General features: G+C 59.2%; 18 protein-coding genes. 12 read left to right on the plus strand and 6 right to left on the minus strand.

The features are described 5' to 3' along the window. The first annotated feature begins 165 nt into the window (after positions 1-165). On the plus strand, positions 166-861 hold the full coding sequence (locus AC1RR7_RS06000; RefSeq protein ID WP_085731268.1) for a pirin family protein: 696 nt from the start codon (positions 166-168) through the stop codon (positions 859-861). A gap of 63 nt (positions 862-924) precedes the next feature. Here the strand turns inward: AC1RR7_RS06000 and pgm are convergent, their stop codons facing one another. From pgm to AC1RR7_RS06020, 4 genes are all read right to left on the minus strand, one after another. Continuing rightward, positions 925-2,571: a phosphoglucomutase (alpha-D-glucose-1,6-bisphosphate-dependent) gene (pgm, locus tag AC1RR7_RS06005; RefSeq protein WP_096820391.1), complete on the minus strand. Its 1,647-nt coding sequence runs from the start codon at positions 2,569-2,571 to the stop codon at positions 925-927. Positions 2,572-2,680: 109 nt separating this feature from the next. Then, on the minus strand, positions 2,681-4,081 hold the full coding sequence (locus tag AC1RR7_RS06010) for an aminotransferase-like domain-containing protein (protein ID WP_102619840.1): 1,401 nt from the start codon (positions 4,079-4,081) through the stop codon (positions 2,681-2,683). Positions 4,082-4,130: 49 nt separating this feature from the next. Next, the gene (locus tag AC1RR7_RS06015) at positions 4,131-5,585 is read right to left on the minus strand and encodes a hypothetical protein (RefSeq protein ID WP_493156645.1); all 1,455 of its coding nucleotides are present in this window, start codon (positions 5,583-5,585) and stop codon (positions 4,131-4,133) included. A 546-nt stretch (positions 5,586-6,131) separates the two neighbouring features. Then, positions 6,132-7,154: a zinc-dependent alcohol dehydrogenase family protein gene (locus AC1RR7_RS06020; protein WP_085731020.1), complete on the minus strand. Its 1,023-nt coding sequence runs from the start codon at positions 7,152-7,154 to the stop codon at positions 6,132-6,134. 270 nt (positions 7,155-7,424) lie between these two features. Between AC1RR7_RS06020 and AC1RR7_RS06025 the strand changes: the two genes are divergently transcribed. The 5 genes from AC1RR7_RS06025 (at position 7,425) to AC1RR7_RS06045 (ending at position 13,585) form a co-directional block, all read left to right on the plus strand. Then, the gene (locus tag AC1RR7_RS06025; RefSeq protein ID WP_085709803.1) at positions 7,425-8,339 is read left to right on the plus strand and encodes a LysR family transcriptional regulator; all 915 of its coding nucleotides are present in this window, start codon (positions 7,425-7,427) and stop codon (positions 8,337-8,339) included. 432 nt (positions 8,340-8,771) lie between these two features. Continuing rightward, positions 8,772-9,629 carry a GTPase gene (locus AC1RR7_RS06030; protein ID WP_493156647.1) on the plus strand — a complete coding sequence of 286 codons (858 nt, stop codon included), beginning with the start codon at positions 8,772-8,774 and terminating at the stop codon, positions 9,627-9,629. Between the two features lie 29 nt (positions 9,630-9,658). Beyond that, positions 9,659-10,123: a hypothetical protein gene (locus tag AC1RR7_RS06035; RefSeq protein WP_493156649.1), complete on the plus strand. Its 465-nt coding sequence runs from the start codon at positions 9,659-9,661 to the stop codon at positions 10,121-10,123. Further along, positions 10,120-11,973: a dynamin family protein gene (locus AC1RR7_RS06040; RefSeq protein WP_493156651.1), complete on the plus strand. Its 1,854-nt coding sequence runs from the start codon at positions 10,120-10,122 to the stop codon at positions 11,971-11,973. Before AC1RR7_RS06035 ends, AC1RR7_RS06040 begins: the two co-directional genes overlap by 4 nt. Continuing rightward, positions 11,960-13,585 (plus strand): GTPase, encoded by a 1,626-nt coding sequence (locus AC1RR7_RS06045; protein WP_493156653.1) that lies wholly within the window; start codon positions 11,960-11,962, stop codon positions 13,583-13,585. The genes AC1RR7_RS06040 and AC1RR7_RS06045 overlap by 14 nt, the downstream gene beginning before the upstream one ends. Positions 13,586-14,005: 420 nt before the next feature. Here AC1RR7_RS06045 and AC1RR7_RS06050 read toward each other — a convergent pair whose 3' ends face one another. Beyond that, positions 14,006-15,190, minus strand: a complete 1,185-nt coding sequence (locus tag AC1RR7_RS06050) for a sugar transporter (RefSeq protein ID WP_493156655.1) — start codon at positions 15,188-15,190, stop codon at positions 14,006-14,008. 333 nt (positions 15,191-15,523) lie between these two features. Here AC1RR7_RS06050 and AC1RR7_RS06055 point away from each other — a divergent pair, with 333 nt between their 5' ends. From AC1RR7_RS06055 to AC1RR7_RS06080, 6 genes are all read left to right on the plus strand, one after another. Continuing rightward, entirely contained in the window at positions 15,524-16,183 is a 660-nt protein-coding gene (locus AC1RR7_RS06055; RefSeq protein ID WP_493156657.1) for a hypothetical protein, read from the plus strand. A gap of 101 nt (positions 16,184-16,284) precedes the next feature. Further along, positions 16,285-16,632: a DUF4190 domain-containing protein gene (locus AC1RR7_RS06060; protein ID WP_096820381.1), complete on the plus strand. Its 348-nt coding sequence runs from the start codon at positions 16,285-16,287 to the stop codon at positions 16,630-16,632. Between the two features lie 15 nt (positions 16,633-16,647). After that, complete coding sequence (locus AC1RR7_RS06065; protein ID WP_096820380.1) at positions 16,648-17,100, plus strand: DUF805 domain-containing protein; 453 nt, start codon at positions 16,648-16,650, stop codon at positions 17,098-17,100. Positions 17,101-17,376: 276 nt separating this feature from the next. Then, a complete protein-coding gene (mexE, locus tag AC1RR7_RS06070) occupies positions 17,377-18,630 on the plus strand; it encodes a multidrug efflux RND transporter periplasmic adaptor subunit MexE (protein ID WP_096820379.1) in 1,254 nt (417 codons plus the stop codon). 15 nt (positions 18,631-18,645) lie between these two features. Beyond that, positions 18,646-21,825, plus strand: coding sequence for an efflux RND transporter permease subunit (locus AC1RR7_RS06075; RefSeq protein ID WP_102619836.1), 3,180 nt, complete (start codon positions 18,646-18,648; stop codon positions 21,823-21,825). Next, positions 21,822-23,243 (plus strand): efflux transporter outer membrane subunit, encoded by a 1,422-nt coding sequence (locus tag AC1RR7_RS06080; RefSeq protein WP_096820377.1) that lies wholly within the window; start codon positions 21,822-21,824, stop codon positions 23,241-23,243. Before AC1RR7_RS06075 ends, AC1RR7_RS06080 begins: the two co-directional genes overlap by 4 nt. A gap of 59 nt (positions 23,244-23,302) precedes the next feature. Here the strand turns inward: AC1RR7_RS06080 and AC1RR7_RS06085 are convergent, their stop codons facing one another. Further along, positions 23,303-24,283 (minus strand): HlyD family secretion protein, encoded by a 981-nt coding sequence (locus AC1RR7_RS06085; RefSeq protein WP_102619835.1) that lies wholly within the window; start codon positions 24,281-24,283, stop codon positions 23,303-23,305.

A 24,283-nucleotide genomic window follows, 5' to 3' on the forward strand; every position in this document is an offset into this window, starting at 1 on the left:
AAGAGCGTTTCGAGGTTTATAACATCAATCAATTCGATGGGAATGCAGCACTTTTTACGCTTTTTCTCGATTGTTGGCTGATAGATGATGCTCGCCATCAATCACCGGTCTCGCTTCGTGGCTGCGGCCGAAACGCCCCATGACGAACCTTTTGAGGAGAAGATCATGCTCGAACTCAGACCCTTCAGCTCGCTGGGCGGCGCCCATCACGGCTGGTTGGATGCCCATCACCATTTTTCGTTCGCCGAGTACTACGATCCACAGCGCATGAGCTGGGGCAATCTGCGGGTGTGGAACGACGACATCATCGCCCCGGGAACCGGTTTCCCCACTCACCCGCACCGGGACATGGAAATCATCACTTACGTGCGTGAAGGTGCGATCACCCACCAGGACAACCTGGGCAACAAGGGCCGCACTGAAGCCGGCGACGTTCAGGTGATGAGCGCCGGCACCGGGATCGCCCACAGCGAATACAACCTGGAAGCGACCGCTACCAAGATCTTTCAGATCTGGATCATGCCGACCGAAACCGGTGCACCACCTTCGTGGGGTGCAAAACCGTTTCCCAAAGGCGAGCGCGAAGGCTTTGTGACCCTCGCCAGCGGCAAGGTCGGTGACGATGAGAGTCTGCGCATTCGCGCCGATGCACGGTTGGTGGCAGCCACGATCAAGGCCGGGGAAACCGCCGAGTATCGCCTCGATGCCGGACGTCGCGCCTACCTCGTACCGGCCACCGGCGTGATTGAAGTCAACGGCTTGCGTGCGCAAGCTCGAGACGGTGTCGCGGTGAGTCATGAGCCGGTGCTGACCGTTACTGCCATTGAAGACAGTGAAATCGTGTTGGTGGATCTGGCCTGATCGGCTGAATGACGGGCAAAAAAAGGGCGACCTCTGAGGTCGCCCTTTTTTATTCAGCGCGGATTACTTCGTGGAAATTGCACCGTCCACCAGGGTTTGCGCTTCGGCCACCAGTTGCTTGAGGTGGTCATCACCGATGAAGCTTTCGGCGTAGATCTTGTAGATGTCTTCAGTGCCCGAAGGACGCGCGGCGAACCAGCCGTTCTCGGTCATCACTTTCAGGCCGCCGATGGCCTGATCGTTGCCCGGCGCCTTGCTGAGAATGCTCTGGATCTTCTCGCCCGCCAGCTCGGTCGAGGTGACTTGCTCCGGCGACAGCTTGCTCAGCAGGGCTTTCTGCTCAGGGTTGGCCTTGGCGTCGACACGCACCGAGAACGGCTCGCCCAGTTCATCGGTCAGTGCGCGGTAAGCCTGGCTTGGGTCACGGCCGGTACGGGCAGTCATTTCAGCAGCCAACAGGGCCGGGATCAGGCCGTCCTTGTCGGTGCACCAGACGCCACCGTCCTTGCGCAGGAACGATGCGCCGGCGCTTTCTTCACCGCCGAAACCGAGCGAGCCGTCGAACAGACCGTCGGCGAACCACTTGAAGCCGACCGGCACTTCGTACAGGCGACGGCCCAGACGCTTGGCCACACGATCGATCAGGCCACTGCTGACCACGGTTTTACCCACGGCCGCGTCGGCGCGCCATTGCGGACGGTTCTGGAACAGGTAGTCGATCGACACGGCCAGATAGTTGTTCGGTGCCAGCAGGCCGCCGGACGGGGTAACGATGCCGTGACGGTCGTGATCCGGATCGCAGGCGAACGCGACGTCGAAGCGCTCCTTGAGGCCGATCAGGCCCTGCATGGCGTGGCTGGATGACGGGTCCATGCGAATCTGGCCATCCCAGTCGACGGTCATGAAGCGGAACGTCGAATCGACTTCCTTGTTCACTACATCGAGGTCCAGACGATAGTGCTCGGCAATGGCTGACCAGTAACGCACCCCTGCTCCACCCAGCGGATCGACACCCAGACGCAGTTTGGCACCGCGGATGGCATCGAAATCGATGACATTGATCAGGTCGGCAACGTAGGTGTTCACGTAATCGTGACGATGCGTGGTGGCGGCTTTCAACGCCTGCTCGTAACCGATGCGTTTAACGCCTGCCAGTTTGTTGGCCAGCAGTTCGTTGGCCTTGGCTTCGATCCACTTGGTGATGTGGGTGTCGGCCGGGCCACCGTTGGTTGGGTTGTATTTGTAGCCACCGCTTTGTGGCGGGTTGTGCGACGGTGTGATGACGATGCCGTCAGCGAGGCCGGTGGTGCGGCCGCGGTTGTAGCAAAGAATGGCGTGGGACACTGCCGGTGTCGGGGTGTACTCATCGCCTTCGGCGATCATCACAGTCACACCGTTGGCTGCCAGCACTTCCAGGGCGCTGGCCCCGGCCGGCGTCGACAGCGCGTGGGTATCGATGCCGACAAACAGCGGACCGGTAATGCCCTGGGCTTCGCGGTACAGGCAGATCGCCTGGCTGATGGCCAGAACGTGCCACTCGTTGAAACTCAAGTCGAAGGAGCTGCCACGATGCCCGGAAGTACCAAACGCCACACGCTGGGTGGAAATCGAGGCGTCGGGTTGACCGGTGTAATACGCCGTTACCAGTCGCGGGATGTCGACCAACAACTCTGCCGGTGCCGGTTTGCCCGCAAAAGGACTGAGTGTCATGCAAAACCTCTGAAATAGAGTGGTTCAGGAAATTACAGCGGAGTTTACTGGCAGTTTGACCGTAGTGCGATGGGATCTATCCAGCGCATCCCCGATGTTTTTTAACAGCTCAGTCATCGGGGGCCAGTCGCAAGGCATCGCCAAGCAAGCCGACGACGCCTGCCAGCTCCTGCCCGCTGCTGCCTATCGCGCTCAGACGCATGTGTTGCCCATGCATGCCTTGGGTACTGAACAGCTCTCCCGGCGCGATCAACACATGTTGCTTGAGCAGCCGTTGAAACACCGTGCCCATCGCCACCCGACGCGATGAACGCACCCAGACCGTCGCACCGCCCTGCGGCTCGGCGATGTGCAGGGCATCGCCCAGTCCTTCGCGCAGCAGTTCGATCAACTGTGTACGACGCTCCTTGAGCAGACGCTTGAGCACCGGCAGATGTTGATCGACACGACCGCTGGCATACAGTCGGGCAATGGCTTTCTGGCGAATCGGCGACAAGCGAAACGAACGCAGCAGAAAGTGCCGTTGCAGGTCGTTGCGCCATTGGCGAGCGAGCACATAGCCATAGGGCGCTTCGACACCGATGACCTTTTCGAACGTGGAAAACACCAATAGGCGATCGGGGTCCAGCAAGTCCCGCAGAGGTCGACTTGCGCAGTCATCGCCCAATTCACTGTAACTGTCGTTTTCCAGCACCCAGGTACCGTGGAGCCTGAGCAGGCGCGCGATGGCTTCGCGATTATCCGCAGGCGCCAGGCTGCCATGGGGCATGTTCAATTGCGACGACAGCAGGATCAGCCGTACCGGTTCGGTTTCCAGTAACGAGGCCAGATGCCATGGATCGAACTCTCCGCCGGGCTGTACCGGCAGCTCGATGACCCGCACGTCGGCAGACTGAAGCAAGCGCAATATCACCCAGTCGCAGGGAGACTCGACCACCACGGTCGTGTGACGCAGCTCAAGGACCGCGATCAGGATTTCCAGCACCCCTCTTACATCGGCGCCGATATAGACATCCTCGGCATGCCAGCAATGAGTGGGTGATGAGGTATAGCGAGCGGCCAGCAGCGTGCGCAACTCCAGCTCGCCACAAGGCTGGGCCGGTGCCTGTGATGGCCGGGGATATTGGCGCATGAGCTCCCGCTCAAGCATCAGCAACGGACTGTCCAGGGGTTGAATCGAAGCCGGGTCGTCAGCACTCAATACGCGCATGCCGAGACATCTGGCGTTGACGTACACGGTTTCCAGCAGATCATTGCCTCGCCCGGGCGGCATGACCGTGGATGCCGGCTGTGCGAAATACCCGGACTTGGCCACGGAGTAGACCCGGCCTTCTCGTTCAAGCAGTGCGTAGGCGTACTGAATGGTCGATATCGACACGTTCAGCCGTTCGGCCAGTTGCCTTAATGAGGGCAGCCGAACCGCCCCTTCCCCGCCTGGCCCTTCGATCAGTTGGGTGAGATAGCGATAGACCGCCTGATAGGCGAAATCGTTTTCACGCGAGGCATTCATGAACCGGCGTCCGCAGGCATTCTCTGGTGACCGGGCGCTACGCTCACGTTCAACCTTCCGCCGTACGGTCGCCTGCGGCAACCTCGCGGTCGGCCGGATCCAGGGCGTGCGTTGCCTGATCGGCCATTTGAATGGCGTCCATGGCATACAGCCGACTGATCAGCCGCACGGGCAAGCCACTAACATCAGTCATCCATTGCAGAACCTGCTCCGGCGCGTGCAATCCCTGCATCGCACGATGCAGATCCGGCATGGCCACCAGCATGCCCGGATGGCAGGTGCGCAGAAAACGTTCAAGCCCGGCTCCGCCATTGATGAAAGGCGCGAACAAGAGACAGACCAGTTGCGCTTCATTGAGCCCGAAGCTCTTTTGCAAGGATGAGGAGGCCAACGATCGATGCTCGCTGAGATCGGACAGGTTGCCGAACGTCGCCACAAACCGTTCGCAAATCTGCTCCGGCAGGTTTTTGCGACGCATCACTGCCAGGCAACGCTGCAGGTATTCCGAGACCCCGACTTCATAATCGTGACCGCCGATGTAGTTGGCTTGCAGACCGCTCAGGTAGGCCGCGACCAAGGGATCTGGCGACTCGCCGGTGCCTGGCTCGAACAACAAATCATCCGTCTGAAACCCGAGAAAGTCGCTGAGCAAGGGCCACCGCTCCTCCATCTTGCCCACCACCATGTCATCGATGCCGATGTAATGGGTGCGCCGACAGGCTTCGAACTGACCGAGAGGACGCCACGGCAGCAGATCGGACTCTGCGTGGAGCTCGCGATAGCAGTCGCCCCCCATGCCGTCGAGCAGATTGAACAGCTCTTCGAATCCGGCACCGCGCTTCGGCAGCGCGCCGATGCCAGCCTTCTGGGCGGCGCGATCCAGTCCCTGAAGAAAATGCTCCTGGCTGCGTGCGGAGTCGCTGCTGACCAAGGCATCGACGCCGTTGTTCCAGCGTGCGACCTGCCCGTAGAACTCGGCGGTGGCCAGGTACGCGTCGTCCCAAAGCTCCAGGCTCTCTCCCCAGCGCCGGCGGTGGCCAACCATCAGCAGATTGATGCGATTCGCCTCCCGACCATCGTCGGTGAGCGGCGCCTGATGGTTAAAAGGCAAGACCTCCCGATTGTCGATCATCAGCAGTTCGACCCTTGGGTCGTCATACAGAAACAGTGCGCTGAAACTGCGGTGCATGTTGTGCAGTGCCGAGGGCGGTGTGGCGCTACCGCGCAGGGTTGCCACCCGCAACTGAAAAGTGCCCGGAGCCCGTCCGGCGATGCTCAGTTGCGCAGCGCGCATCAGGGCCAGGCTGTAACAGCAATCCCGAGTGCCCGATTGCGTCACCAGCACCTTGAATTCGCCGATTCGATCCATGCCCCCGGCAGCCACCGCCAGTCGCTGAATCAACAGCTGCAATGCCGTGCGTTCTGCACGGGAAAAGAAACTCAGCAATCGTTGCAATACTTGCTGGTAGACATAGTTCATTGCCTGGTCATGGATCGTGCTCATCAGTACTTCACCCGATATCAAAGGTTTTATATTGCGCAACCACGAACGCCGGACGCGCAATCATTCTTCATTAATTAATAGACGCTGAAATGCTAACACTTAAGGTTTTGTAGTTATTTGAAACAGTTGGGCTCGCAATAATTCATGTTTATGACTCGCACGCCGCAAGCCCCCGCCGTTACAGGGTTTTCTCGAGAAAGAAGTTTTCCTGGGAAATTTCTTACAATGGCCTGCGCATGATGAGCACAAGAAAAAAAGAAGGGATTACGCGACCGCCCTACAGCAATTAAACAAGAATCAAGATATCGACCCTCGACAATCATTTTGTATCGCGCAGAAAAAAGAGAATGCACAGCCATAGCTCATTCCTTGAGATGAAAGTAGTCATTCAATTATCAGGGTCTGGAGGGCGATTAGAAGATACAGATCAAGAGTAAAAACCAGTTCAGTTGCTGAACGTCCCCAGGCGTCGCGCCCAGGGTTTCTCATGGTCTGAAGGATGGAACGCACAAGAGTCCGTGGGGCCACGGACTCTGATCACAACGGTCAGGCAGGTTCGACTTGCAGCGCGACCCGCTCACGGCAAGGGCATTCGTCCATGTAGCGGTGTGCTTCGACAAACTCGTTGAACGGGAACACCCGGGTCTTGAGCGGAAGCAGCACGCGGTCGGCCGTCAACTGGTTGATGTCACGCAGGGCACGTTGCAAGGCGACGTGATCCTGGACGATGCCCAGTTCCGGCTTCCCGGTGAAGTTGCCGATACAGTGCACGAAGAACTGGATGTTCTTCTGGAACGCTGCGCAGGCCGGGAATGGCGTCTGGTTGCCACCCTGCAGGCCATACAAAACCAGGCTGCCGCGAGGTGCCAGCACATCTCCAAGCAGCGACATCTGTGGGCCACCGAGACCGTCGAACACGACATTGACGCCACGGTTGTCGGTGATCTTGTTGATCCGCATCAACAGGTCTTCTTCTTCGGTGACGATCACTTTCTCGGCACCGAGGGACAGCAGATATTCGCGCTCTTCCGCGGTTTTCGTGGCGGCAATCACTCGCACCCCCAGCGCCTTGCCCAACTGGACAAAGGACGGACCGGCGCAATGACTGGCGTCAGTGACCAGGGCAAACTGCCCGGGTTTGACGCGTGCCAGATCGACGTAACCGAAATAGGCGATCAACAGCGGCGTGTAATGCACGCTGGCTTCGATCGGGTTCAGCACGTCCGGATAACGGGTCAGCGCCGTACGCGGCAGAACGATCAGTTCGCCATAGACCGGATAGTCATTGGGACTCTCGGCCGGAAAGCTGGCCACCTTGTCACCGACAATCAGGTCTTCGACACCGTCGCCAATGGCCGTGACCACACCAGCCATTTCATGACCCAGGCCTGAAGGCAGGCGGGCCTGAGACGACGCAAGGTTCTGACGCCAGAGCGTGTCGTACCAGCTGATGCCGATCGCCTCGACACGCACCTGCACTTCGCCAGGACCTGGCTGAGCGGCCGCATGCTCTTCGCATTTGAGCACCTCGGCCGGACCAAACTTGTGAAAACGGATCGTGCGGGACATCGCAAACCTCGTCAAAGTAACCTCTAATGCCCTGAACTCTATCTGGGCTTTCCGGCCAAGACTATCAGTGGCTATTAATAGTCGACATGCCTGTCATTGATTCCGCAGTATGGCCAGCATTGAGCAAATCCATGAAAAAACTGCTGCCGCCTTCTCAGTAAAGCTGAATTACCCGGTGCAGACTACCAGCCTTTCCCCGTAAGATTCATGCCGGCCATTGTTCTCATATGGTCGCTCTCGTCAAGCTTGATGACTCTGCCAGGACTCCAGATGAATCGTAATGACCTGCGTCGTGTCGACCTGAACCTGTTGATCGTATTCGAAACGCTGATGCACGAACGCAGCGTGACCCGCGCTGCGGAGAAGCTGTTTCTCGGCCAGCCAGCGATCAGCGCGGCGCTTTCGCGCCTGCGCGGACTGTTCGACGATCCGCTATTTGTACGCACCGGGCGCAGCATGGAACCGTCTGCTCGTGCGGTGGAAATCTTCGCCCTGCTCTCGCCTGCCCTGGACTCGATTTCGACAGCGGTCAGCCGCGCAGCCGAATTCGACCCGGCCACCAGCACCTCGGTATTCCGGATCGGCTTGTCGGACGACGTCGAATTCGCGTTGTTGCCGATGCTGCTCAAGCGCCTGCGCGCCGAGGCACCGGGGATCGTGCTGGTGGTCCGTCGCGTCAACTACATCCTGATGCCCGGCCTGCTCGCCTCCGGTGAAATCTCGATCGGCGTCAGCTACACCACCGACCTGCCGGCCAACGCCAAGCGCAAAGTCTTGCGCCGCAGCCAGCCGAAACTGCTGCGCGCCGATACGGTGCCGGGACCATTGAGCCTGGATGACTATTGCGCCCGCCCGCATGCGCTGGTGTCGTTCGCCGGCGATCTCAGTGGCTTTATCGATGAAGAACTGGAAAAGCTCGGCCGCAAACGCCACGTGGTGCTGGCCGTACCGCAGTTCAACGGTTTGAGCACGTTGCTGGCCGGAACCGACATTGTCGCGACGGTGCCGGATTACACGGCTGATGCGCTGACGTCTGCGGGCGGTGTGCGCGCGGAAGATCCGCCATTGCCGACACGTACGTTTGAACTGCACATGGCCTGGCGTGGGTCGCAGGATAACGATCCTGGGGAGCGGTGGTTGAGGTCGCGGATTCAGATGTTTTTTGGGGATCCGGACAGCCTTTAGGTTTCGCCGAGCAGGCTGTTTAGCTGATCATTACTGGCTTTTCATAAGCCATGCAGACCCATCCACTTTCAGTGGATTGCTACATTGGGGGCACATCTGAGCGCATGCTTTGGATAGTTTGAAAAGATGCCCCCAGTCTAAAGTTCAACGGTCCTCTTTCGAAAACTCAGCCGTTACTCTTCCCAGACACCGCGGAGTGAAGGTAGGCCGATGAGAAGCACTACTCTGCCCAAGTGCGTGAGCAACCGAGTGAAACCTCCTGTGCAATTGATATCGCAGGTGTAGCTTGCCAAGCTGAATTCAGACCTCACCCCGTCGCTTTTCAAAGCGCAGCCGGAAACTCGGCCGCTCACTCCTAGTGATTCACGACTAATAGCCAGTTGCCACTCAGCCATCTCATCGCCATGCTATGCACCAAACGGGATCCAATACATGGAGCGAAAGGTGCCGGACGACGACCTGCTGATTCAGCTTACCCAGCAACACCCTGACTTCTGCCGCCTGCGCACGGAGCTGGAAGAGGCAAAAAGCCTCGGCCCGGCACCTCGGATTGCCGTATGCGGACTGATGAATGCGGGCAAGAGCGCACTGCTCAATGGCCTGACCGGGCATATTGAAACGGAAGTCTTCAAAACCAAGGAAATACGGGCAACCACGCAATTACAGACCTTGGAGCATGAAGGACGCCTCTATCTGGATACCCCGGGGATCGACGCCTGCGATGAGGATGATCGGCTCGCGTGGCTGGGTCTGGCCAATGCCGATGTGATTTTGTTCGTGCACAACTTGCGTACCGCCACGCTTGAACAAGTCGAAACGGCCTTCCTGTGCGAACTCAAGCGCCGTCGCCCGGATCTGGAGCGCCACCTGGTGGTGGTGCTCACCCATGCCGAAAGCGTCACTCAGCAGGAAGTCAGCGAGCAGGCGATCGGCAAGATCTTGCAGTCGCTGTTCGGGACCGTGCCGGCTACCTTCGCAACCTCATTCACCACGTTGCGCAACGGTGTGCGTAAGCGCAACACGAAGCTGCTCGAACTGAGTGGCTTCGACTCTTTGCGCGAGCATTTGCAGGCGCATCCGGGGCTGCTTGAGCGAGGCGTAGGCAAACAGCGTGCCGAACGCGACGATCACCGCCGCGATGTCCTGGAGCGCTTCCTCGACCAGCTAATTGCCCAGCGCAGAAAGCGACTGGTCAAGCTCGAAGGCACGCAGGCCACTCAGCTCGAACAGTTACAAAGTAGTGTCGACGGACTCTTCGAATCGGTAAGCCATGGCTTGGCCCGCGGCTGACTGATTGATACCACGCAAGGAGATTCAATATGTGGTGGTTACTGATACCCGTGATCGGAACCGTTGTGGCAGCGGTCGTCAATTCCGACAGCAGTGAAAAGGAAGAAGCCGAGCGTCAGGCCCGCGCCAGGTTACGCGAACGCGCCGAAGCGCGGACCCGCAAACAGGACAGGGATCAAGCTCAGGCGCAGCGCAACCAACGGTTCACTCAGGACATCGACGCACAGCTGAGCGAGCTGATGGTTTCGCACAAGGCCGACCTCATACTTTCAGGCAAAAGCCACGCCGGCGTGACGATAGAAAGCCTCCAGGCGTTTATCGCCAGCCCGCCTCAAGCCACAGCGCAAGGCCAGCTCAAGGCCTTGCGCCTGCTGGCCCCAAACACCCGATTCAGCCCTGAATGGCTAGAGCGCGAGCGCCAGGCCAAAGCCCTGCGCGCTGAAATTCAAGGCCTCAAACGCTTGAAACGACAATTACTGGACAGATCGCTATGACCTCCGCTCCCGCCAATCGCAGCGAACTGCTGCATGTCTTTGCGCAGGTCGCGCAAGGGTTCAACGATGTGCAACGCCAGGTCGAGGCGCGCGAAGCGCGTCTCAAGCAGACTCTGGATGCGCTGGAGCGGATTCGCACAACTTCGCCCTGGAGCCGCTCTGGCTTGGCTCCAGATCACCCCTTTCTGACCTTTGCCAAGGCCTGCCAAAACAATTTGGATGAGCGCTTCGACGCCTGGATCAAGAACGTCAGGACCTACGAGCGCAACACGCAGTTCCGCAGCAAATTCGGCGACTCTCTGCTGGTGTTTGTTTTCGGCAAGGTCAAGGCTGGCAAATCTTCGCTGGGCAACTACCTGGCTTATGGCAGCACCGAACCCGATGCGCAACTCATCGCCCAGGCGCAGCCCAAGCCTGAGTTTTTCAGCGAAACCTCCACGCAGTTGTGCGAACAGACCAGCGATGCGCAGATCCGCGAAAACGGCTGTTTCGGCGTCGATGTCGTGGAAGCCACCAGTGCCATCCAAGGCTTCCGCCTGCCAGGGCTGACCTGGGTCGACTCCCCCGGGCTGCATTCGGTCAACGCGGGCAACGGCGAGCTGACCAAGGACTACGTCGACGCCGCCGACCTGGTGATCTTCCTCAGCAAATCTGAAAGCCCGGGTCGGCGCTCGGACCTGGACGAGGCCAGGGCACTGTTGCACAGGGACAAGAACATGATCGTGCTGCTCACCGGCAGCGACGAAAACGACGTGGACGTGAATGATGACGGTGAGGTCGTGAAGACGCTGATCATGAAAAGCGACAGCGCACGCCAGCTGCAAGTCGGCTACTTCATCCAGGCCCTGCGCGAATCCGCCCCCGAATGCTCGCTGGATGATCTCAAGGTTCACTCCATCTCGTCCTGTTATGCCGAGCAAGGCTCCGCCGAGGAGCAGCAAGAGCGCTGGCAAGTCAGCGGCCTGGCCGACTTTGCGGGAGAAGTCGGCCGCCTTGCCGTTGCCGAAGGCCTGCAAATCAAGCAGCAAGTGCCGCTGAAGAATCTGCAAGCCTTCTGCCGCCAATTGAGCGAGTCGATTGGTTTACAGCAGGTGCTCTTGAGCGAGTTGCAGAACGAACTGGCCAACGCGCGCAAAGAGCTGAAAAACAACTCCGAGCGCGTACTCTCCCAACTGCAGCAGCGCCTGCCCATGGAGATCAACAAGCTGGCTGATCAATATGCTCTGAACGACCAAGGATTTTCCGACGCGTGCTGGGCGCTGTTCGACCGCCAATTCGCCGAGTGCGCCGGGGCGCTGTGCGAAGCCATCGGGCAGAAGTTCGAAGACCTGGGCCACACAGCCCAGAGCGTGGCGCCGGTTGGCAAGGCGCTACCGGGGTTTACCTCTCGTAAGCGCAGCGTCAGCTACCAATCGCGGCGCAACGAAGGCATCGGCAAGGCCGGAGGGGCCGGGCTCGGCGGTTGGGGCGGGGCTGAGGCCGGTGCCGCCCTTGGTACGTTAATAGCTCCGGGAGCCGGAACCTTAATCGGCGGGTTGATCGGTGCCGCCCTCGGTGGCTGGATGGGCGCCAAGGCTGGGGGGGCAGCAGGCGGCCATTTCGATGAGACGACTGAGTTCGAGATCATTGTCGGCGACAACCGTGACGAAGTTTCTCTGTCTACGCGCGAACACTTCATCGACTACGCCAAAGATCGCCTTAACCGGCTCTACCTCCAGCTCGATGCGCTGTGCTTCGTCGATGTATCGACCTGGCTGTCAAACCTCAGCCAGGCCCTGCAAAACCTGGATGACCTCGCCGCGCAACAGATCAACGCCATTAGCAAGGAACTCGATCATGGCCCTGCCTGACTTCACTCGCGTACTCGCCACCTACGACACGATAACTGCGCCGCTCCAGCGCTGGTTGCCAGCCGAACGCGCCAGCGAATTGGGCAACCAATTGCATAGCCGAGCGGCACGCCTGCGTCCGCAGATCATGGTCTATGGGCTCTACAACGCGGGCAAGAGCACGCTGCTCAACGCCCTGATGGGGCGCGCCGAAGCGCCAATGGCCGACCACCCGGAAACTTCGGTGGTGACCGAGTATCCTTGGCAGGGATACGTGCTCTTGGACACACCGGGTCTCGATGCACCGATCAGGCATGAGCAAGTTGCGATGCAGCAATTGCAGGACAGCGAAGTGGTCCTGTTTGTGGTGGCAGCCGGCGGTACGCTTGACGAGGTCGCCACCTGGGAACGCCTGGCGCAGATCGTCGTCTCGGGCCGCCGGGTGATGCTGATCGTCAACAACAAGGCCGGTGTGCAGCACGACAGCCGCGACTTCGTCATCATCAACGACAACCTGCGCCAGCATCTGCAGAGCGCCGCCCTCGCCCACGGCATCGGAGATATATTGGAGCAGGTGCCGATTCACTGGGTCAACGCCAAGGCTGCCCTGCGCGGCCGTATCGAAAGCAAGGAGCCACTGGTGGAGTTCAGCGGCATCCTCGAATTGGAACAGGCGCTGGGCGATTTCCTTGCCAGCAGTGACAGTGGCGTGATGTTCAAGACCTGCTGCAAAGACCTGCAAGAAGCCATCGAACTGGCCCTGATGCGCCTGCATCAGGCCGGCGGTAATGAGCAGGCGCTGGCGCTGGACAAAGCCCGCATGCAGGTCGATAGCGAGCGTGACCGACTGCAGAACGTGCTGCGTCATCACCTTGACAGCCGCTGCGTACGCGCCAAGTCGAGTGTCGTAGCGCTAATCAACGATGCGCACCTCCAGCCCGCTGGACAGGGCGAGCAGGCCATGGAAGACGGCGCGTCAAGCGTCATCGCATCGCTGACCGCCGACATGATGACTGCCCTCAAGACCGAGTTGCCGGCAACCCAGCGCAAACTTGAAGACATTGGCCAGACGTTGGCCGACAGCGCCTTCGGTGCAGCTCACGCCTGCGTGAATGGCGTTACTCGCGAGAGCAACGGCAATGACGACAGTGGATTGTCGCCAGCGCTCAAGGATGCCATGCGCAAAATGCCCATGGGTGACCTGAAAACGATAACCGAGCAAGGCGTGAAGAAGGCGCTGGAATTGGGCAAAGAGCTATTGCCAACCTTGTTCAAGGGGATCGGCAAGAAAACCATGGAACGCTGGGCCGCCATGGCCGGACGCTGGGCTGGCCCGCTGCTGCAGGCTGGGATGGCCATTTACGGAATTTACCAGGCCATCAGCAGTGAAAAGGCCGAAAAGGCCATGCTGGAACGCCAGACCAAGGCTGTAGAGGATGCGGCCAGCACCTTTGTCGAAGACTTGCGCCAAGCCTATCTGAACCAGATTGCGCTGGTGATTGAGGAAGTCTTCAAACCGATCGATGAATGGATGGCGACCCAGCGCGCGCTGCTCGTGCAAAGCGGGCAAGAACAGACGCAAGACCAGCATTTGTTCGAAGAAGCCCTGCTGGCGCTGCGTCAAGCGTATTGACTCGTTAGTGCCATCCCTCCTTGCGCGACTGCGCAAGGAGGGATGGCACTTAATTAATAGACAGCCCGCTTCGCCAACACCAACTATTGCAACTCAGGCTACAGGTCATGAAGGTACTGTCGACCCTCAAGCCCCCACGTACTCTTCGACGATCAACGCAATCAACTACAGTTTCCGGCGGATGATCTGCCAATGGTGCATGTGCCGAAGCTGCCAGAAGATCGGCAACGGATGAGAAAGTGGGCGCATACAGATGAATGAAGTGCACGAGGATGTGGATGCCGGTTTGGATGCCTGCCGAGGCGAGCTTTGACTCTTTGGGCATGCCCGATCTGCATAGCACTGATGTAGTTACAAGAAAGATTAAATAGAAGCCTTTCCGAAACCGCTTTGCTTTTGCTGGCAAAGCGGTTCAAGAACTCAGGCAGAAGCCCCGGGCCGAGCCAGACGATAGACCGACAGGCAATAAAGCAACAGCGCCAACGCCGCCAACATTCCGCCAACGACGCCGACATAAGCAAAGCCGAACTGGCTGCCCACCCAGCTCCCCATCAGTGCCCCGCCGCCAATGCCGATGTTGTAGATCCCCGAAAACAACGCCATCGCCACATCGGTCGCATCAGGCGCCAGCACCAGAACCTTGGATTGCAACGCCAGACCGAACCCCATGATCGCCATTCCCCAGAACAGGCTCAGCGTGCACAGGTAAGAGACCTTGCTACTCAAGGGCAGCAGCAACGCCAGGCACAACGCGAGCAACGACACGGCGACGATCAGAAAACGCTGCGGGCTATACCGGTGCAGCCAACTGAACAGCAGGGATCCGAAAATCCCCGCACCGCCGAATAACAGCAGGATGAGCGTGACCGTCTCGCCACTCATGCCCGCCACGACCTGAACGAACGGTTCCACGTAGCTGTAAGCGGTGAAGTGAGCCGTCACGACCATCGCGGTCAGGATATAGATCGCTACGAGTGCAGGTCGCTTCAACAATAAAGGCAAACTTTTGAGCGACCCCGAGTTCTGGCTGGGCAGCAACGGCAAGACCCTGGCCAGCCAGAACACCAACGTAGCCGCCAGCACCGCGATCGCGATAAAGGTGGTTCGCCAGCCCATCGCCTCGCCCAATATCCGGCCGAGGGGAATGCCCAGCACCATCGCCAGGGAAGTGCCGGTTGCCAGCAAGCCCAAGGCCTGAACCTGCTTGCCCGGTGGCGCCAGACGCACGGCCAGAGAAGCCGTGATCGACCAGAACAGCGCATGCGACAACGCCACGCCGATCCGGCTCAGCAGCAGGACAGCGAAGCTGGTCGCCAGACTCGACAGGATATGACTGACGATGAACATCGCAAACAGCACGATCAACAGCTTGCGCCGCTCGACGTTGCGCGTCAGCAGCATGATCGGCAGCGAGGTCAGCGATACCACCCACGCATAGATGGTCAACATCAAACCGACCTGAGCCGACGTCATGTCGAAGCTGCTGCCGATCGAACTCAACAGCCCGACTGGGACGAACTCGGTGGTGTTGAAGACAAACGCAGCCAGTGCCAGTGCAATGACCGCATACCAATTGCCGCTGGTTGTAGTCGTGGAGTTGTTCATTTATAAGTCGTGCCCATCTGTCGTTTTTACGTACACCAATTGCCGAAAAGCCTCAGACGACAGGTGGTTCGCTGGCAACTTTACTATAAAGAAACGGCGACTTGTCCGCCGGGTGGGAAACCCTCGGCGCACACTTTCGAGTACACCCCGTTGCCCTGAACCGCAGCGCGCTTCATTGGCCTGCGTAGCGCAATCAATTGCCATACGGATATCAAGCTCCCGCATTTCTTACTCGCGAGCAATGTTGCAGTTGACCTGACATTCAGCCATGTGGATCTTCCGGCAAACCATTGAAAGCCAGAAATGCCCCCAAGACGTTACAAGGAAGTACTGATGCCCTCGCAACAAAACCACTTCACCAACCGTGCTTTTCGCTCCGTTCGTACCCTGCTTGTCGCCAGTTCCATGCTGCTGGGCAGCGGCTGCGCGATGCTCTCGAACACATTCACGCTCAAGACTGAAATGCCTGCACAATTCAATGTCTACACCACCGCGTATTACAGCGAGCTGTTCGGAGGGATATGCATATTGCCCGACGATTACGCGGGCGATCCGCAGCCTGATAGAAAAGAGTTCTATGCCGATGCCCACGCCACGCCTTTCACTTCCGAGTTCGAGATAGCGGTGAGTCGCAAGGTCGGAGATTGTTTCTTGGTGCTCAGTGGCATTGATTTCAATATTGCTGGTCACTCTGCGACAGTCGAAAAAACGATCGACACGTCCTCGGTCGGCCTCAAGGTTGAAACTTTCCTTGGGGAGAATGAAAAACCGGCAACACGAATCGATGAGCAAATACTCGCCGTGCGTTGCCATTGGCAAGATCCATCGTCTGATCGTTCCCTCAAGTCCAGTCTCCAGTGTCGAGGGTTGGACGCCAATGGCAACGAACGCAAGGGGGCGGAACTGGGCATGTTGAAAAACAGACAGCTTCAAGGTCTGACGTTGCGCTTGAAGGTCAGTGTGGACGATGAGCCCAGAAACCCTGGCTCATGAGTAATGGCAAAGTGCTTAATGACAAATCCGGTAATAAAGTTTAACTTACCGCCGCCCCGACCGATGGAAGGTCGGGCACTCGCACTCAGTTAAGGAAAACGATGGCAATGGTCTATTGTCGTGCATGCGCCAAGGAGCTACACGAAACGGCGCTCACCTGCCCCCAATGCGGGGCCGCCCAACAGGCCTCAGTGCCGCAAACGCAAGCCGAAATGCCTTGGCTGGCCATCGTTTCGTTGATCCTCGGAATTATCAGCGCACTCACCCTGTTTGATGACTCCGAATGGGACAGGGACGCGATTGTCGGTGTGGGGACTCTCAGCCTCGCGGGCCTCATTTGCGGCATCGTCTGTATCAACCAAAAACACTCAGGAAGAAACCTCGCGATTGCCGGCATTGTTTTGTCAGGTATTGCCGCGTTTGTGTTGTCCTGTTTATCGATTGAATAATTTTAGGGAAAAAATATGAGCATGGTTTTCTGCCGCGGTTGCGCCAAGGAAATTAGCAGTCTGGCCGTGGCTTGCCCGCAGTGCGGGGCGCCTCAAGCAACACAACAAGTCTATGCAAGTGGCCCCGCCATCACGACGGGTAACCCATACCTCGAAGCATTGAAGAACTACGTAGTGTTTCAGGGTCGCGCCACTCGCCGTGAATACTGGATGTTCATTCTGATCAACCTTGGGGTTTCCATTGTCATCGGCGTTCTCGATGCCATGCTGAACACCAAAGGCATCCTGTACAACCTTTATAGTCTGGCAGTGTTCCTGCCGGCGCTCGCGGTAGGCGTACGCCGCATGCACGACACCGACCGCAGCGGCTGGTGGTTGTTGCTGCCAATCGTCAACATCGTGTTCCTGGCACAAGACAGCCAGCCGGGCCCGAATCGTTTTGGTCCAAACCGCAAGGGCGTCAACTGAAACACGTCGACACCTAGCTGATCGAGACGGCCCACGTGGCCGTCTCTTTGTTTCTGCAATTCACCTTTGAAAAGGTGTTGCTGCTTTTTTACTTGCCACGCAACACAGTTTTGTCATCATTTCATTTGATAGCCCCCTAACGAAAGGTGCATGCTAGAGGGCTTCGCTCGGTCTTATATCATTCCGAATGATAGTTACCTTCGTGTCATTCGATTCGTTTGCTATCAACCCGCCGAGCATCATCCGCCCATCTTCAATACATTGGCGGATGCATCCATGGAACAATCACTCAAACATTTGCGCTTCCCGTTGGCTCTGTTGGCCGTGATGGTGATGAGCGCCTGCGGCAAAGCTCCAGAGACCGCCGCCGCCATGCCTGCTGCCAAGGTCAGTGTGGCCAAGGTGCTGGAACAACCGGTCAACGAGTGGGACGAATTCACCGGGCGCCTCGAGGCGCCGGAAACCGTTGAAATCCGTCCGCGGGTCTCCGGCCAGATCGACGAAGTCGCCTTCACCGAAGGTGCACTGGTCAAGAAAGGCGACCTGCTGTTCCAGATCGACCCGCGTCCGTTCCAGGCTGAGGTTCGCCGCCTCGAAGCCCTGGTCGCCCAATCCCGCGCCAACGCCACCCGCAGTGAAAACGAAGCCGGCCGTGGCGAGCGCCTGCGTGCCAGCAACGCCATCTCCGCCGAACTGGCTGACTCGCGCACCAGCGCTGCACAAGAAGCACGTGCCGCTGTCGGCGCCCTGCAAGCGCAGCTGGATCTGGCCAAGCTGAACCTGAGCTTCACCCGCGTAACCTCCCCAATCAGCGGTCGTGTCAGCCGTGCCGAGATCACCGCCGGCAACCTGGTGACTGCCGACACCACTCCGCTGACCAGCGTGGTTTCCACCGACAAGGTCTACGCCTACTTTGACGCCGACGAGCGTGTGTTCCTCAAATACACCCAACTCGCCCGTCAGGGTCAGCGTGGCGCGACCACGCCGGTGTACATGGGCCTGTCCAATGAAGACGGCAACCCGCACCAGGGTCAGATGAACTTCGTCGATAACCAGGTCAACCCGAAGACCGGCACTATCCGTGGTCGCGCCGTGTTCGACAACAGCGACGGCACCTACACCCCGGGTCTGTATGCACGTCTGAAACTGGTCGGCAGCGGCACCTACAACGCCATGTTGATCAACGATGAAGCGGTCGGCACCGACCTCGGCAAGAAGTTTGTGCTGGTGATGGATGGCGACAACAAAACCGCCTACCGCGCCGTTGAACTCGGTCCGAAGATCGAAGGCCTGCGCATCGTGCGCAGCGGCCTGAACAAGGACGACACGATCATCGTCAAGGGTCTGCAACGGGTTCGCCCTGGTTCTCCGGTCACGCCTGAAGTGATCCCGATGGCCAGCGAGCAGACCATTGCTGCACTGGCTCAACAACGACAAGCGCTGGAAGCCAGCAACCTGCCCAAAGTCGCACCTGCCAAAGGCGCGTCGGGATCGGTTGTGAAACTGGCTGCTGCGACCCCACGCGGTTAAGGGACGACAACTCCGATGAATTTTTCCCAATTCTTCATTTCACGGCCGATCTTCGCAGCGGTGCTTTCGCTGTTGATCCTGATCGCCGGTGCGATCTCGCTGTTCCAGTTGCCGATCAGCGAATACCCGGAAGTCGTGCCACCGACCGTGGTGGTGCGTGCCAACTTCCCGGGTGCCAACCCTAAAGTCATCGGTGAAACCGTGGCGGCTCCACTGGAGCAGGCCATCACCGGCGTCGAGAACATGCTGTACATGTCCTCGCAGTCGACCGCTGACGGCAAGATCACCCTGACCATCACCTTCGCCCTGGGCACTGACCTGGACAACGCGCAGGTGCAGGTGCAGAACCGCGTGACCCGGACCGAGCCGAAACTTCCAGAAGAAGTGACGCGCATCGGTATCACCGTCGACAAGGCCTCGCCCGACCTGACCATGGTTGTGCACTTGACCTCGCCGGATAAACGCTACGACATGCTGTACCTGTCCAACTACGCAATCCTCAACATCAAGGATGAGCTCGCTCGCCTTGGTGGTGTCGGTGATGTGCAGCTGTTCGGTATGGGCGATTACTCGCTGCGTGTATGGCTCGATCCGAACAAGACCGCTTCGCGCAATCTGACTGCCACTGATGTCGTGACCGCCATTCGCGAGCAGAACCGTCAGGTCGCCGCCGGCCAACTGGGCGCCCCCCCTGCCCCGAATGCCCAGAGCTTCCAGTTGTCGGTCAACACTCAGGGCCGTCTGGTCTCCGAGGAAGAGTTCGAGAACATCATCATTCGCGCAGGCGACAACGGTGAAATCACGCGTCTGAAAGACATCGCCCGCGTTGAACTGGGTTCGAGCCAATACGCCCTGCGTTCGTTGCTGAACAACCAGCCTGCCGTAGCGATCCCGATCTTCCAGCGCCCGGGCTCAAACGCCATCGAAATCTCGAACGAAGTTCGCGGCAAGATGGAAGAACTGAAGAAAAGCTTCCCGCAAGGCATGGACTACAGCATCGTCTATGACCCGACGATCTTCGTGCGTGGCTCCATCGAGGCGGTGGTTCACACCCTCTTCGAAGCGCTGATCCTCGTGGTTCTGGTGGTGATCCTGTTCCTGCAGACCTGGCGTGCCTCGATCATTCCGTTGGTGGCGGTGCCGGTATCGTTGATCGGTACGTTTGCGGTGATGCACCTGTTCGGCTTCTCGCTCAACGCGCTGTCACTGTTCGGCCTGGTACTGGCGATCGGTATCGTTGTGGACGACGCCATCGTGGTGGTGGAGAACGTCGAGCGGAACATTGAACTGGGACTCAACCCCTTCGATGCGACCAAAAAGGCCATGGGTGAAGTGACCGGTCCGATCATTGCCACGGCGCTGGTGCTGTGTGCGGTGTTCGTACCCGCTGCATTCATCTCGGGCCTCACCGGTCAGTTCTACAAGCAGTTCGCCTTGACCATCGCGATCTCGACAGTGATCTCGGCCTTCAACTCGCTGACCCTGTCGCCAGCGCTGGCCGCTGTGTTGCTCAAAGGTCACGACGCACCGAAAGACCGCTTCTCCAAAGTGCTGGACAAGATCTTCGGTGGCTGGCTGTTCCGTCCGTTCAACCGCTTCTTCGACCGCGCCAGCCATGGCTACGTCGGCACCGTGCGCCGGGTTATCCGTGGCAGCGGCATCGCCCTCTTCCTGTACGCAGGCCTGATGGTGCTGACCTTCTTCGGTTTCTCCAGCACCCCGACCGGTTTCGTGCCCGGCCAGGACAAGCAATACCTGGTGGCCTTCGCGCAACTGCCGGACGCCGCGAGCCTGGACCGCACCGAAGACGTGATCAAGCGCATGTCCGACCTGGCCCTGAAACAGCCGGGCGTGGAAAGCGCCGTAGCGTTCCCGGGTCTGTCGATCAACGGCTTCACCAACAGCCCGAACGCCGGCATCGTGTTCGTGACCCTCAAACCGTTCGACGAGCGTAAAGACCCGAGCATGTCCGCCGGTGCGATTGCCGGTGCCTTGAACGGCCAGTACGCCGGGATCCAGGAAGCCTACATGGCGATCTTCCCGCCGCCGCCGGTACAAGGTCTGGGCACCATTGGTGGTTTCCGCCTGCAAATCGAAGACCGGGGCAACCTTGGCTACGACGAGCTGTACAAGGAAACCATGAACATCATCACCAAGAGCCACAGCGTGCCTGAACTGGCCGGGCTGTTCACCAGCTACACCGTGAACGTGCCGCAGGTCGATGCTGCCATCGACCGCGAAAAAGCCAAGACCCACGGCGTGGCCGTCAGCGACATCTTCGACACCCTGCAGATCTACCTGGGTTCGCTGTATGCCAACGACTTCAACCGCTTCGGTCGCACCTATCAGGTCAACGTTCAGGCTGAACAGCAGTTCCGCCTCGAATCCGACCAGATCGGCCAGCTGAAAGTACGCAACAACAAGGGCGAAATGATCCCGTTGGCGACCTTCATCAAGGTCAGCGACACCTCGGGTCCGGATCGCGTGATGCACTACAACGGCTTCATCACCGCTGAAATCAACGGTGCAGCAGCCCCAGGCTACAGCTCCGGCCAGGCCGAAAAAGCCATCGAGAAACTGCTCAAGGATGAACTTCCGAACGGCATGACCTACGAGTGGACCGACCTGACCTACCAGCAGATTCTGTCCGGCAACACCGCGCTGTTCGTGTTCCCGCTCTGCGTACTGCTGGCGTTCCTGGTGCTCGCGGCTCAATACGAAAGCTGGAGCCTGCCACTGGCAGTGATCCTGATCGTACCGATGACCCTGCTGTCGGCCATTACCGGTGTGATCATCTCCGGCGGTGACAACAACATCTTCACCCAGATCGGCCTGATCGTACTGGTGGGCCTGGCGTGCAAGAACGCGATTCTGATCGTCGAGTTCGCCAAGGACAAACAGCAAGAAGGTCTCGACCCGCTGGCCGCTGTACTGGAAGCCTGCCGTCTGCGTCTGCGGCCGATCCTGATGACCTCGTTCGCGTTCATCATGGGTGTGGTGCCACTGGTGTTCTCCAGCGGTGCCGGTGCCGAGATGCGTCATGCCATGGGTGTGGCGGTGTTCTCCGGGATGCTCGGCGTGACCTTCTTCGGTCTGCTGCTGACGCCGGTGTTCTATGTGCTGATCCGCAACTTCGTGGAACGCGGTGAGGCTCGCAAAGCGGCCAAGTCCCTGAAACTGGAGGCGCAACAATGAGTCTGAAAGTCTTCCTGCCGAGCCTGCTGGTACTGGCCTTGAGCGCCTGTGCAGTCGGTCCCGACTACAAGACCCCAGCCACGGAGGCGGCCAACATCACGGCCGCCACCGACGGCGCCGCCGGCCAGAAGAACTTTGACCGTTCGAAGTTCGAAGGCATCTGGTGGCAGCAGTTCGACGATCCGACCCTCAACCAGTTGGTGACTCAATCGCTGCAAGGCAACCGCCAACTGCGCGTGGCGTTCGCCCGCTGGAAAGCTGCACGGGCGATCCGCGACGACGTCAGCAACGACGCCATGCCGACCATCACCAGCCGCGCCAGCAGCGATCTGGCCAAGGGTCAGATTCCCGGCCAGACCACCAAACGGGTCAACAGCGAACGCTACGACCTGGGTCTGGACATGGCCTGGGAAATCGATCTGTTTGGCCGCATCCAGCGCAATCTGGAAGCCAGCGACGCTGACCAGCAGGCTGCCGAAGCCGATCTGTACCAACTGCAAGTCACCATGATTGCCGAACTGGTGGACGCTTACGGTCAACTGCGCGGTGCACAACTGCGGGAAAAGATCGCCGTGGCCAACCTGGAGAATCAACAGGAGTCGCGCAAGATCACCATCAGCCTGCGTGACGCCGGCGTTGGCGACCAGCTCGATGTCGAACGTGCCGATGCGCGTCTGGCATCGGTCGAAGCCAGCGTGCCGCAATTGCAGGCCGAACAGGTTCGCCAGAAAAACCGCATCGCTACCCTGTTGGGCGAGCGTCCGGACAAGCTGACCGTCGACCTGAGCCCGAAAGACTTGCCAGCCATCGCCAAGGCATTGCCGATCGGCAATCCAGGCGAACTGCTGCAACGTCGTCCGGACATTCTCAGCGCCGAACGCAAACTGGCTTCCGCCACGGCACGTATCGGTGTGGCCAAGGCCGACCTGTTCCCACGGGTCAGCCTCAGCGGTTTCCTTGGCTGGACGGCCGGGCGTGGTTCGCAGATCGGTTCCTCGGCGGCCAACGCCTGGGCACTGGGCCCGAGCATCACCTGGGCGGCGTTCGACCTTGGCAGCGTGCGGGCCCGTTTGCGCGGTGCCGACGCCGATGCCGAAGGCGCACTGGCGACCTACGAGCAGCAAGTGCTGCTGGCTCTGGAAGAATCGGAAAACGCTTTCAGCGATTACGGCAAACGCCAGCAACGGTTGATCTCGCTGATCCGCCAGAGCGAATCAAGCCGCAAGGCTGCCGATCTGGCTGAAATCCGCTATCGCGAAGGCACCACGGATTTCCTCGTGCTGCTCGACGCCCAGCGTGAGCGTTTGAACGCCGAAGACAGTCAGGCCCAGGCCGAAGTCGATCTGTATCGCGGCATCGTCGCGATCTACAAGGCCCTCGGCGGCGGCTGGCAGCCAGAAACGGTTGCCAGCAAGTAACAGTTTTTTAAAGAGCTCCTTTGGTTGGCCGCAACCAACCAAATTCTTTGCCCCGCGTATCATTCGGTCGCGGGGCTTTTTTGTGCCTGTCTTTCATGGTTTTCCAGCACCGTGACGGTGGCGGTGGTGCCTGCCCTCAATCGGTCCTTGCCCGCATAATCCGGGTCGATGCCGATCCGCACCGGCACCCGCTGTGCAAGCTTCACCCACGTGTAGCTGGGGTTGATGTTGGCCAGCAATCGACTGCCTGGTGCGTTTTCCCGATCGGCAATGGCGAAGGCGATGCTTTGCACCGTGCCGCCAAATTTTTCGCCACTCATCAATTCAATTCGCACGCGGTCGCCCTCCTCGATCCTTGGCAATTTGGTTTCCTCGAAATAGCCACTGACATAGAACGAGTCGCTGTCGACCAGTGCCAGCAGCGCGCCGCCAGCTACCGCGTAATCCCCCTGACGGGTCAACAGGTTGGTGACATAGCCGCTGACCGGCGATTCGACACGGGTGCGCTGCAAGTCCAGCTCGGCCTGAGTCAGTGCTGCAATCGCCAATTGCACGTTGGCTTGCGCCAGACCCAGATTGGCCTGGTTGCGCAGCAAATCAGCCTGGGCCACGGCCACTTCGGTACTGGACTTTTCCCATTCTTCCCCGGAGATCGCAAAGCCCTGCTTGAGCGTGCGTCTGCGCCGTTCTTCGCTCTCGCGTTGCTTGAGCAACGCCTCGCTGGCAACGATGGCGGCCCGGGATTGGCCGAGCGTGGCCCTGGCCACTTCGACCGAACGCCTGGCATGTTCAACCGCCAGGCTGTAGCGAGCCGGATCGATCTCCAGCAGCAATTGGCCCTTGTCGACATGCTGGTTGTCCTGCACCGCCAGACTGACGATACGCCCCGAGACATCCGCCGACAGGGTCACGACATCCGCCCTCACCCGCGCATCCCGTGTCCATGGAGCTCGGGTGTAATGCTCCCAGGCGAACCAGCCGAGCACGATTGCCAGCAACACCACTGCCAATGTCGTCAATCGAGTGAGCAACGTCTTCAA

This window comes from Pseudomonas sp. GW821-FHT11G12 (genome assembly GCF_058808055.1).